8 protein-coding genes and 1 pseudogene are annotated in these 13,162 nt (G+C 34.6%); 2 read left to right on the top strand and 7 right to left on the bottom strand.

Annotated features, from left to right (window positions below):
- Positions 1-146: 146 nt before the first annotated feature.
- Positions 147-974 (bottom strand): glycosyltransferase family 2 protein, encoded by an 828-nt coding sequence (locus QUF93_RS04520; RefSeq protein ID WP_289357992.1) that lies wholly within the window; start codon positions 972-974, stop codon positions 147-149.
- Between the two features lie 517 nt (positions 975-1,491).
- Here QUF93_RS04520 and QUF93_RS04515 point away from each other — a divergent pair.
- Entirely contained in the window at positions 1,492-2,196 is a 705-nt protein-coding gene (locus QUF93_RS04515; RefSeq protein ID WP_289357991.1) for a glycosyltransferase, read from the top strand.
- Between the two features lie 295 nt (positions 2,197-2,491).
- On the opposite strand, the gene QUF93_RS04510 is transcribed toward QUF93_RS04515, so the two are convergent.
- From QUF93_RS04510 to QUF93_RS04495, 4 genes are all read right to left on the bottom strand, one after another.
- Positions 2,492-5,353: a YhgE/Pip domain-containing protein gene (locus QUF93_RS04510; protein ID WP_289357990.1), complete on the bottom strand. Its 2,862-nt coding sequence runs from the start codon at positions 5,351-5,353 to the stop codon at positions 2,492-2,494.
- Positions 5,354-5,659: 306 nt separating this feature from the next.
- Positions 5,660-6,451, bottom strand: coding sequence for an endonuclease/exonuclease/phosphatase family protein (locus QUF93_RS04505; protein WP_289357989.1), 792 nt, complete (start codon positions 6,449-6,451; stop codon positions 5,660-5,662).
- 4 nt (positions 6,452-6,455) lie between these two features.
- A complete protein-coding gene (locus QUF93_RS04500; protein ID WP_002115763.1) occupies positions 6,456-8,093 on the bottom strand; it encodes a PTS transporter subunit IIBC in 1,638 nt (545 codons plus the stop codon).
- Between the two features lie 200 nt (positions 8,094-8,293).
- The gene (locus QUF93_RS04495) at positions 8,294-9,958 is read right to left on the bottom strand and encodes a glycoside hydrolase family 13 protein (RefSeq protein WP_289357988.1); all 1,665 of its coding nucleotides are present in this window, start codon (positions 9,956-9,958) and stop codon (positions 8,294-8,296) included.
- Between the two features lie 397 nt (positions 9,959-10,355).
- Between QUF93_RS04495 and QUF93_RS04490 the strand changes: the two genes are divergently transcribed.
- Entirely contained in the window at positions 10,356-11,690 is a 1,335-nt protein-coding gene (locus tag QUF93_RS04490; RefSeq protein WP_289357987.1) for an FAD-binding oxidoreductase, read from the top strand.
- Positions 11,691-11,720: 30 nt separating this feature from the next.
- Here the strand turns inward: QUF93_RS04490 and QUF93_RS04485 are convergent, their stop codons facing one another.
- Entirely contained in the window at positions 11,721-12,647 is a 927-nt protein-coding gene (locus QUF93_RS04485) for a methyl-accepting chemotaxis protein (protein ID WP_434476088.1), read from the bottom strand.
- A 63-nt stretch (positions 12,648-12,710) separates the two neighbouring features.
- Positions 12,711-12,848 (bottom strand): annotated as a pseudogene (locus tag QUF93_RS28985) (HAMP domain-containing protein); the annotation flags it as partial.
- Positions 12,849-13,162: the final 314 nt, after the last annotated feature.

The following is a 13,162-nucleotide window of genomic DNA, read 5'->3' as shown; positions in this document are numbered from 1 at the left end:
TCTCCATGTTGTGCTGTTAAACAAGTTATTAAGTTTATTTATGTATATTATTTTAATAGCTTCAGGTCTAGTTCCAAAAACGATCATAATTTTTTTGACATATAGCGTTTTTCACACCAGAATTTCAAGGGATTGATAGTAACACATTATTCTTTTCGCACAGTCAACCCGTTATCTTCTTTATAATTTTTCAATCCAATTAGATCTGATTGACGGTAAATATGATAAGCTGGATAATGTGTATCCACATATAATTCTAATCCCATGGCCATGGCACGTATGCAAAAATGTCGATCTTCCCCCCAAAATGAAATATTAGGAATCTCTTTAAAACACACACCAGATTTCATTGCTTTTTGGCTAATTAAGGTGCATGCTCCAAGTCCCCCTACGTTATACACCCCTGGCTGTCTTAACATATTCAAAAACCCTTCAGTTTTTGCTATTTCTTCTTCTCCAGTTAATATTGTTTTTTCATCTTTTTTATAAAAAGTATATGTATCCATCATCCAAACTTGCGGCAGTTCTCTACTATTAGCTGCCCATTTAGTCCAAAAAATATTTGAAATAATATCCTTTTTTGATTTAATCAATTGCTGTAAAGTGTCTGGATGAAGAACCAAATCAGAATCGATTAAAAATAAATAATCATACTGATTTTCTTTTGCATAATCAATTATTTTATCCTTCATTGCAGCTACTTTCCAAACTTGATTTGTGGGCCAGTAATGAGTGTTTTCATCCTTATAATAAGATTCTGGAGGGGATTTTTGGTCTTGTAAAATTGTAACGTCTGTACGATTGCTACAAAATTGATTCAATATGTTTTTGGACACTAGGTCTTCATTGTCATCAAAAAAGATATAATGCACAACACAGTTTTCGGTGTTTAATTCTGTTAATGAAAAGAGAAATTCATTCAAAATAGAAGGGTATTGATGAATAGGGCTTCCAATTATTATTCTGTTTTTCATTGTAATCCTCCTTGGTATCACAATAAATCATTGTTTTTTATAATGTATATGGTTCTGATGCAGAAAATAACCTATAAATTAGGTTACAGCTAACAATATCCTTCAAAGAAATGAGTACATTCAAAACAGAGAACAATCATTTATAATCGGATGGATTAGATCACGAATCGTATCACTACCTCACTTAAAATGGGCGTTTCACAATTCAATATTTTTAAAGAAAAAGTATTCTGTCGAAAAATGATACATTCCAGCAAATTCTAGATATGAACAAAAATAATGTCATTTCTTTTTAGCAGTTTATATATATTTGTTAAAGACCTGGAAGGCATATTAATATGCCTTTTTGTAAAAAGACTTTAGTTAACATTCCGAACCGCATACATATTATAGGTGTAAGTAACCTTGGAATATCTATACTAATCGTAGAAAAACATAGATAAATATGCTACAGCCTATTAAGTTCTTTGAACAGTAACAGAAGAAATATGAACTAAAACGGAAAGAGGAGATTCAAGTGATTACAAAACCTAGACTTCTTCTAAGTATGGTAGTTAAAAACGAAGAAAATCGTTATCTGCAGAGAGCGTTAGAACATCACTTGCCATTTGTGGACCATGTGGTGATTGTTGACGATGCGAGCACAGATGGGACGATAGAGTTATGTAAAAAACTATTAAAAAATACCCCTTATACACTTATAGAAAATGAAAATTCTATGTTTACAAATGAGGTTCAACTTCGTCAAAAACAATGGGACGAAGCTGTAAAATTGAAACCTGAATGGATTTTAAATTTAGATGCAGACGAAATTTTCGAATCTGGTTTCGAACAAGAAATAGGAAATATTTTAACTCATAGTCACTATGACGCGGTTTACTTTCGGCTATATGATATGTGGTCAGAGACCCACTATAGAGATGACGATTACTGGCAAGCCCATCGTTATTACCGTCCATTTTTAATAAGATATCGTGATGAATTAACGTATAGTTGGAACAATACCCCTTTACATTGTGGAAGATTTCCTAATACTATTTTGCAATTTCCTTATACATGCCATTCATCCAGATTAAAACATTATGGATGGGCTCAAGAAAATGACCGTCAAAGGAAATATGAACGCTATAAAAAGCTAGATCCTGATGCCATATATGGATGGAAGGAACAATATGACTCCATATTAGATCCTACTCCCAATTTAGTGAAATGGGTGGACTAATGGTTCTGGTGCAAAAAATATAACACGTGTACAATGAACCTTTACATCTTGAACACAATGATACTATCACCCTACAGAAGATGTGCGATTAGTATGAAAAAGGAAATCTTGTTTAGACCGCCGCACTATCAACCACATATTACTTTGAGGTGTCACAGTAAATCTGGAGCACAATATAGAGAGAAATTATTCTATATAAGAGGTGTTCACCGATAAAAAGAAGAAGAACCAATAAATAACTTAAAATTTGAGTAAACGAAAAGGATCCTACCACTCTCGGTAGGATCCTTTTATTTTAATGAATGATTTTACTTCCTTTTGCGTTCTCAACAAACTTTTCACTTGATTTGTTAATTGGCTTTTTCAGTACTAATGCCGCCACAACTATGATAACTACAAAAGCAGTTAGCACGAGTAAATCTCTAGTTACTATATCCCAAAGCATTCCACCTACAGTTTCACGAATTGCGCTAATTGCGTACGTGAATGGCAAGAATGGATAAATCATTTGGAAGAACGGTGGTGTCATTTCAATTGGGAATGTACCACCCGATCCTGCTACTTGCAGTACAAGTAAAATGATCGCCATCGATTTCCCAACGTTTCCGAAAATAGAAACGAGTGAGTACACGATACAAACAAATACTCCCCCAATAAATAAACTAAATAACACAAACCAGAATTTATCGACTACGTACGTACCGAGTAAGAATATATCCCCCATCGATACGATAAACGCCTGTGAAATACCTATCGTTAAGAATGTTAATAAACGTCCAAAGTATATTTCATGGCTCTTATACTTAGCGCCCTCTTCATGTACTTCTACCGTTAATAACGAAACCATTAATAGTGCGCCTACCCATAATGCAAGCACTGTATAGAATGGTGACATCGCTGAACCGTAGTTCGGCATCGCAAATAATTTATTCTCTTTTAAATTTACTGGATTTGCGAAGTAATCACTTTGCTTTTCAACATCATTTTTCAATAAGCGTATGATGTCTTTTATATCCTCTTCTGATTCAAAATCACGAATTTTATTTGCTAATTCTTTAATCTTTTTCTCAGTAGCTGGCATTTCAGCTTTAATATCTGCTAATTTCTTTCTACCGTCTACTAATCCTTTTGATGAATCTTCTAGTAACTTCTTAACATCTGGAAGCTTTTTGTTTGCATCATTTAAAATTTGAGTTGTATTTTTAGACATCTCTTTTGTACGAGCAATTGCTGTATTGAAGCCTGGTACAATTTCTGCATCATACGTCGATAATACATCTGTTAATTGAGCTGATCCGCCTTTCGCAGCGTTGTTAATACTCTCAATTACATCTTTTGTAGGCTTCTGCCCATTATTAATAAGTGTAATTCCCTTATTCGTTGCCTCTACACCTTTTTGTAAACTACTTTTCGCTTTATTTAACTTTGTAATTCCATTATTAAGGTTTTTATCACTATTCACATCTGCTAAAACCTTATTTGTACTTTCTAAAACTGGGATCATATCATTAATTAAACCGATTCCAGATTGGAATTGACTATTTAAGCTATTTAAAGCTACTTTCGTTGAATCTAAACCGTTAACACCTTTATTTTGTATATCTTCTTTTGCTTTTTGTAAATCTGCTTTAGCACCTTCAAGGCCATTTTTCGCTTTATCGTAATCTGCTTTTGCATTATCATATGCTGTATTTGCATCAACTTTAGCTTGATCTACTGTACTAACTGCTTTTTGATAATCTGCTACAAATGTTTCATTGTAGTCTTTTTCAGCTTTATCAATTAATGCATTTGCTGCATCTAATTTTTGATTAGCTACATCTGTTACATCTTTCTTTACTTCTTGTCCTGTACCGACAGCATTTACAATGTCTTTAATACCGTTGTTTGCATTTTCCATACTGCTTTTAAGATTGGTTAAGTGATCCACTCGTCCTTTGAAAAAGCTTTTTCCAAAATCAGTCGTCACTGAGTTTTGAAGTTCAGTAAATAAATTAATAAGATATGAAATACCATCTGTACCAGTTTGCAAGTGATCTGATACGGCATTTAAATCTTTCTTTGCTTGTTCTGGATCAAATTTCCCATTTTGTAATCCATTTAAAACACTTTTCCCATAAGCTGTTCCTGCACGTGATGAACTTAAAACATTATTTACTGTTTGATTAATACTTTGCGCTATACCCTTATAACCATCACTATTCAACTTAGAAAGGTCCGGTCTCGCTGGGAATTCAGGCAATCCATTCATTCCAGACAAATCAGGAATAGCTAAATCCACACCCGGATTCATTAAAAAGTCAGTAAATGCAGCTGCACTATCCATAACGCCTTTTGCTGCTACTAAATCATTTCTTATTGTTGCTGGAGCATTTTTCAACGTTTGATCTTGATTCGCAAAGAACTTGTCTAAATTTGCCAACGCTTCCTGCCCATCATTTATTACACTCTCTACAACAGGTAGATCTTTTTGTGCTACTTTCACAATGTCTTCTGCTTGAGTCGCATCATCTAATGCCTTATCCACAAGTGTATTCATTTCTGGGAACTGCGCTTCTAACTTAAATACAAGATCCTTTACCTTTTCAATACTTGGTAAGTTTGTTTCTAAATCGATTCCAAGGTCATTGAAGATTTTAAAAATCTCACCGTTTGCTGTTTTAACAAAGTTTTTACTAACCTCTTCTGTAAGACCCGATGCACCTTTAGCTGTAATCTTCGGTGCAATGGCATTCACTTTTTCATTTACGTAATAATCAATTTCCGGTTTCTGTGGATTTTCATTCAAGACTGTTGCAATCTTTTCAGAAAAATCTTTTGGAATAGTAATACTCGCGGAATAATCTCCACGCTCTACTCCATAAATTGCTTGCTTTTCATCGACAAACTTCCACCCGAAATTTTTATCCTTCTTAAGTGAATCTACAATTTCTTCCCCAATGTTAATATCTTTCCCTCTTAAATTTGACCCAACATCTTGGTTAGAAACTGCAATCTGGATTCCTTTCGTATTTCCGTAAGGATCCCAAGAAGCTTTAATGTTAAACCACGCATATAACGATGGTAGAACCATTAATCCTAAAACAATAACAATTGCAGCCCAATGTTTGGCCACATTCCGTAAGTCTGTCTTATAAATACGCCAAATTTGTTTCATATAAGTTATCACCTAATTATATATTTTTCCTTCTTTAGAAAATGATGCACACATTTTGCAATTATATCACTTTCTACATCGTGGATTAAACGAAAATGCACTATTTTCCCTATTAAATATTTCACTTACTTTATTATATAACGAAGTAAGTGAAAATATGAATACAAAATGACCAAATCGGTTTTACATTCAGTAATAACAAATATATAGGAAATGTCATAAAAAATACAAGTATTTTCTCTTGGAAATACTTGTATTCCTAAAAAATCCTCACAGCTTTTTTTATATCTGTGAGGATTTCTTCTATTATATATCTAATTGAACTTCTACACCGAAATGATCTGAAATTACATTTCGATTTGTACCATTAAAAATGACTTTTGAAGAACGAACGGTTTTACTTTGGTTACACAATATTAAATCAATTCGCAAATTATGTTTATTTTCATCCCAACCAGCAATCTCGCCTTGGACAGTTGTTCCTTCATCCTTCTCTATTGCTAGTTCGTATGTGTCATACAAACCTTTTTGCATCATATACTCATAACCCTCGCCTTCCAAACGAGCATTGTTATTAAAATCACCCATTAAGAAGGCAAGTTCATTGCTATCTACACGCTCAATCAAACGATCGACTTGACCTTTGAATGATTCTTCTTCATCATTCCACCAACCGAGATGGCAAGAGTAAAACGTTATATTCTTACCATTATAAGCAATTGTTGTACTTACAATTTTGCGTGTTTTCCAATACGTTGTATCCTTGTTTTCTGATACAAAGAACGTATCTTCTTTTATAATATTATGCTTTGTTATAATCGCTAATCCTTCTTCGTACACATCATAACCAATATGAGAGAAATCCCAAGTAATATTGTAATCTTTTACATATAACGCTTTCAACTCTTCTAATAGTAAAAGTCCAAAATTATCTTCTTTCTTGTTACCGCATACAATTTTAGCCTGTATCGACTGACTAACTTCTTGCAATGCGATTACATCATACTCTTCTTCTTGAATTACTTTAGCAAGATATTTAATCTTTTCCATTTGATTCTCTTCTTGCCAAGAGTGACAATTTAAAGTTAGCAATTTCATATTATTACGCACCTAACATATCTTGAATGTCTGACTTTAATACGTCAGCTTTCGGGCCATATACTGCTTGTACACCTTTATCTTTTACAATAAGTCCTAAAGCACCATTTTGTTTCCATTTTGCTTCTGGTGCAACAACATCTAAATCTTTTACTGTTACACGTAAACGTGTCATACAAGCATCTACGTCAGCAATATTATCTTTTCCGCCCAATAAATCAATAACTTTTGTTGCTAATGAACCATCTTGTACGTTTCCTGTTCCTTCTGATGACTCATCTTCATTATCAATGTAGTTACCTGCACGTCCTGGTGTTGGTAAATTGAATTTTTTAATTAAGAAATTGAATAATGTAAAGTTAAGACCGAAGAACACTAGTGAGACAATGACAAAGTTAATTAAATCTCTTGTTAATCCTGCATTGACCATCATTGGTGTACGAGTAATTAACTCAATAAATCCGAATGCATGAACACGTAAATGAATTAAATCTGCTAATGCGAATGCAAGACCTGTTGTAATTGCATACACAACATATAATACTGGCGCAATAAACATGAACATGAATTCAATTGGTTCTGTTACACCTGTTAAGAATACTGCTAATGCAGCTGATAAGAACATTGGTTTATATTTTGCACGTTTTTCTTTATCAACATTACGGAACATCGCAAACGCAATCCCCATTAAAGCTGCTGATGAACCAATAACTTGTCCAGCTTTGAAACGAGCTGGTACAACGTTATTTAATAAATCGTTATATGCTTTCATATCTCCATTTGCTAATAAGTTATTTAAATCTGTAATCCATGCAAGCCATAATGGATCTTGTCCTGCTACAATTTGTCCAACTTTTGAGCCAGTTAACATCGTATATGTTCCGCCTAGCTCTGTGTAGTTCATCGGAATCGTTAACATATGATGTAATCCAAACGGTAATAATAAACGTTCTAACGTTCCGTATACAAATGGTGCAACAACTGGTGCGCTATCTTTAGATGCTGCAATCCAGCGACCAAATTCATTTAATCCACTTTGGATAAATGGCCATAAAAGTGATAATACAATCGCAGTGACTGTAGACCAAACAATTACAACGAATGGTACGAATCGTTTTCCATTAAAGAATGCTAATGCCTGTGGCAGTTTATTATAATTGTAGTATTTGTTATATAAAGTAGCTCCTAAGAAACCTGTGATAATCCCTACGAAAACTCCCATGTTTAATGCTGGTGCACCAAGTACAGAAGTGAAATAATCTTTTACAAGTAAATCACCTGCTAATGATGAAGAAACTGTCGCTTTTGAATCCGCTAACATTTGGGCGTTTACGCCAAAGATAGCTCCTGTAATTCTGTTTGTTAAGACGAATGCTAACAGTGCTGCAAATGCACCACCTGCGCGATCCTTCGCCCAAGATCCCCCAATTGCTACTGCGAATAAAATATGAAGATTTGTAATAATTGCCCAACCGATGTCTTCCATTACTCGAGCAATGGTATGAACTGCGTTAATATCCCCAGCAGACATCCCAATTAACTTACCGATAGAAATCATTAAACCAGCTGCTGGCATTACAGCTACAACAACTAATAATGCTTTCCCGAACTTTTGCCAAAAATCAAAAGACGTAATTTTCATCTGTTCTTCCTCCCCTTTATTTATAACAACATAATGATTTAAATTATAATTTCTGTTTTTCTTATGAAAACGATTCCTTATATTACTTTTCCCTTTACGCAACCGTTTTCATAAATCTATTTTAATAAAAGCGTTTTCACATTGCAATAGAAATTTATTTTTTTTCATAAAAAAAGATGCTCAAAGAGCATCCTTTTTTATTATGAAATGCGATAAACCCTTGTTTCATAAGGTTTTAACGTGATTGAAGTTACTTGTTCATTTTCTGCAACTTCATAGTTATTTAAAAGCAAACGTTTGCGTTCTAATGTAAATATACCCTCATTATACACTGCTTCCTCTTTCGAGATATTACTAATAACAATGATTTTTTCATCGTTTAATGTACGAGTATATGCGTAAATTTGCGGATCATCTTCTAAAAGTAAATCATACGTACCATAATTTAATACATCGTGCTCTTTTTTCAAGGCAATCATCTTCTTGTAGAAATTGAAAATCGATCCCTCTTCATTTTTCTGCTTTTCAACATTAATTTCTTCATAATTTGGATTCATGCCAAACCAAGGTGTTCCCTTTGTAAAGCCAGCATTACTTTCAGCATTCCACTGCATAGGTGTACGTGAATTATCGCGGCAAGAAGCCCATATAATTTCCATCATATCTTGATGCGATACTCCTTCTGCAATTTTCTCACGATATAAATTTTTAATTGCTACATCATCATAATCTTCAATATTTGGGAATTGAACATTTGTCATACCAATTTCTTGTCCTTGATAAATAAACGGTGTACCGTGCATAAAGAAATACATCGCACCTAAAGCTGTTGCACTTTCACGCCAAAATTGTTTATCATCTCCCCACGTTGAAACGATACGTGGCTTATCGTGATTCTCGATATATAAAGCATTCCATCCTTTATTTTCTAATCCTTTTTGCCATTTCGTTAATACCTTTTTCAATGCTACAACATCAAGGTCTTTCTTCTTTTCTGCATCCCATAAGCTTAAATGTTCAAACTGGAATACCATATTGAATTTACCTTTTTCTTCTCCAACCCAAAGCTCAGCATCTTCAATCTTAACGCCGTTAGCTTCACCAACAGTCATAATGTCGTACTTAGAAAATGTATTTTCTTTTAACTCTTCTAATAAAGGTTGAATACCATTTACATTCATATGCTTATCAAAAGATGGCACATATTTTAACTCTTTTGGATTTGGCATATCCTTGAGGCCTTCTTCTTTTTTAATATGGCTGATCGCATCAACACGGAAACCATCGATACCTTTATCAAGCCACCAATTAACCGTATCGTATAATATTTCGCGAACTTCTTTATTCTCCCAGTTCAAATCTGGTTGTTTACGCGAGAATAAATGTAAATAATATTGACCTGTTACTTCATCGTATTCCCATGCCGATCCATTAAAAATACTTTCCCAGTTGTTTGGTTCTACGCCGTCTTTACCATCATGCCAAATATACCAATCACGCTTCGGATTGTCTTTAGATGAACGAGATTCAATAAACCATGGATGTTCATCACTCGTATGATTAATAACTAAATCAATAATAAGCTTCATATCACGCTTATGAACTTCATCTAGTAAAGCATCAAAATCTGCCATTGTACCAAACTCATCCATAATATCTTGATAATCACTAATATCATAACCATTATCATCATTAGGTGACTTATACATTGGACAAATCCAAATTACATCTATACCTAAATCTTTTAAATAATCCAGTTTTGCAATAATACCTTGTAAATCTCCAATACCATCACCATTTGAATCCATAAAGCTACGTGGATAAATTTGATAAGCAACCGCTTCTTTCCACCATGTCTTATTCATAACCATTCTCTCCTTTTGCATCCCACCGGAATTTTTATGCAAACGTTTTCGTAACACTATCATAACAAAATATGAATAGTTTGCAACTGTTTTCATTGAACTCTATGTAGATTCCTTATTCTTATGCTTTATCCCGCTATTGGCCGGGCAGTAAGAACCCTATCTCAAAATTCAGCGAAAGCAAAAAAGTTCGGTGGGGGTCGGGCTGCCCCTAAAAGTCCGATTGGTGAGGGCTGATAATCAGTGGGGGAGGAACAAAACCCCCCCACTGATTAAAGTTTCACTTTATTTCTCACAAAGGGAAATCTCATTCTGTACCTGCTCTTGTCCACGCACGTTACATACACTTCTCATACATTAATACAAAGCTCTGATTATTTTAGAAAGGAGTGTTAAATTGAAACAAACAAAATTAACAGGTCGTATCGTTGTGCCCTCAGACCCTGACTATGACGTAGCCCGAATGAATTTAAATTTAAGTATTCCAAAACTCCCTTGTATTATTGTTTTTTGCCAAAATAAAAATGATGTGTGTAACGCCTTAAAATGGGCACGCGAACGTCATATACCATTTCGCTTAAGAAGTGGACGTCATAGTTACGAAAATTTCTCTCTTTTAAATGGTGGACTTATTATTGATGTAAGTGAAATGAATAGAATTACTGTTCATACAGGGAAATTAACAGCAACAATTGAAGCTGGTGCAAATTTAGGCGCTGTTTATAAGGAACTTTGGAAACATGGCGTTACAATACCAGCTGGTACAAGTGCAAGTGTTGGAATTGTTGGATTAACACTTGGCGGCGGCATCGGCATGCTTTCACGCTTATTTGGACTAACATGTGATCAATTGCTAGAAGTCGAAATGGTACAAGCATGTGGAAAGTTTAGTGCAAAAACCATTCGTGCCAATGAAAAGGAAAACCCTAACCTGTTTTGGGCATGCCGCGGTGGTGGTGGTGGAAACTTTGGAATTGTTACTTCCTTAACTTTTCGAGTCCATCCTATAAAAAATGTATCAATTTTCTCGCTTACATGGGAATGGGATGACTTTATTGCTGCATTTCAAGCTTGGCAAAACTGGGCACCTTATATAGATGAACGTCTCACTTCATCAATTGAATTATTCTCCAAACAACGCAATAAAATCGAAGTAAAAGGTGAGTTTGTTGGGCCTCCTTCTGAACTCTACCCTCTATTATCTCCTCTTCTTGAAACTGGTAATCCCTCTCTCTTTATAGATGAAGTTCCTTATATAGAGGCTGTTCAATTTTTTAATAGCGGTAATATCCCTGAAAATTTCAAGCGCTCTGGTTCCTACGTATATAAACCTATTCCCCTGAAAGGTATTCAAATTATGCAGCACTTTCTTTCTCATACCCCAAATAAAGATGCGAGTATTTGGCATCAATCACTTGTAGGTGCTGTTGAAAATATTCCGCCCACTGAAACAGCTTATTTCCATCGTAAAGCGATTATTGCGCAAGAATATATTACTTCTTGGAAATGCGACGATGCAGAAAATAAAAATATACGCTGGGTTAAAGATTTACGAGAAAGCTTAGATCCTTATACACTAGGTGACTATGTCAACTGGCCCGATATCGACATCAAAAATTGGCAAATTAGTTATTATGGTTCTAATTTTCAAAGACTACGTAAGGTGAAGACCTTATATGATCCATGCAATGTTTTTCATTTTCAACAAAGCATCCCTCCTTTTCATACGTAAAAAGGAAGAACAGAATACTGTTCTTCCCTTTTACATTGAAAATCTCTCAATTGTTTGTTTTAAATCGGCTGATTGCTTCTCTAAATCCTTTAATAATTGATCAATTACTACCATATTTTTAGACTGTTGCATCGTCACACGTGCCACTTCTTGTGAACCAGCTGATGTTTCCTCAGCAATTGCCGCTACAGCCTTTGTTTGTGCTCCTGTTTGATGAATGTGACCCACTTGTTCATTCATATAACTACTAATTTGCTGAGTTGCATCGGCGACTTCCATAATACTTGATGACATTTCTTTTAAAATTAATTCTGTAGCTTCTCCGCGTTTCGCCTCTTCTTTAGCTGTCTTTACTTGCTCAGTCATTTTCATCGCGACTTGTTGCACTTCATCTTGCATATTCCGTAATAATTGCGCTATGTTTCTGGCAGAATGATCACTTTCATCAGCAAGCTTACGAACTTCTTCTGCCACAACTGCAAAACCTCTTCCATGCTCTCCTGCACGAGCTGCCTCAATGGAAGCATTTAGTGCTAATAAATTAGTTTGGCTAGCAATCTCACTCACAACAGACACAATATGTTCTACTTGTTTCATTCTTTCTTCTAACTTCTGTACATTTTGCATTGAATCTTCATTTTCTTTCGCCAATGTTTGAATACCTTGAATTAAAGAAGTAAAGACACGAGTACTTTGTCCTAAAGCTTGAACCATTTCTGAAGACAACTCATCAGATTGTTTTGCTTTTTCTTCTACTTCACTCGCAATAGAAGTTGTCGTATCAACGGCAGAAACAATCGCCTGGATTGACGCCGCTGATTGCTCAGCGCCGGAAGAAATCTCTGCAAGAGTTTCGGACACACCTTGCGCTTGCTTGGTCGCTTCCTCTGTTTGTTTTCTAATTTGCTGAACTTGATTATTTGTATAAGAAAATGTAGTATCAATATTTTTTACCATACCTCTTAAATTCCCTAGCATCATATTAAATGCAACACTTAAAGATTTAATTTCATCATCTGTCTTTGGCAATGGTACATCTTCACGAATATCACCCTCAGCCGCTTTTCTTGCAGCTTCTTCCAACTTCCTAAGTGGTTTAATTAAATAAATTGCTGCCCCATACGCTAAAATGCCCGACCATATTACACCTGACAGCATAACGATAATATTATAAACAGTCTGACTTACATAACTTTGAAAATAATCGTATATAACGTAAATAAAAAATAAACTTGTTGAATATGTAATGAAAGCTAAAACTGTAGTAAATAGCATAAGTTGTGTACGTAAACCAAAGGAAAATGTTTTCCTTTCTTTTTCCATCTCTTTTTCCCCCTTTTTATAACCAATATATGTACTACCTATATATTATTATCCATATTTTCGCTATAGAAAGATATAGAGATTTTTAAAACCATTATTTCCTTAAATATCAAATCCCGTGAAAAAAATAGAGGATTCTGACAATTTAT

Source organism: Bacillus hominis (assembly GCF_030348325.1).
Lineage (GTDB): Bacteria > Bacillota > Bacilli > Bacillales > Bacillaceae_G > Bacillus_A > Bacillus_A hominis.
The sequence above is the reverse complement of the archived record's forward strand: the minus strand, read 5'-3'. Positions and strand labels throughout refer to the sequence as shown.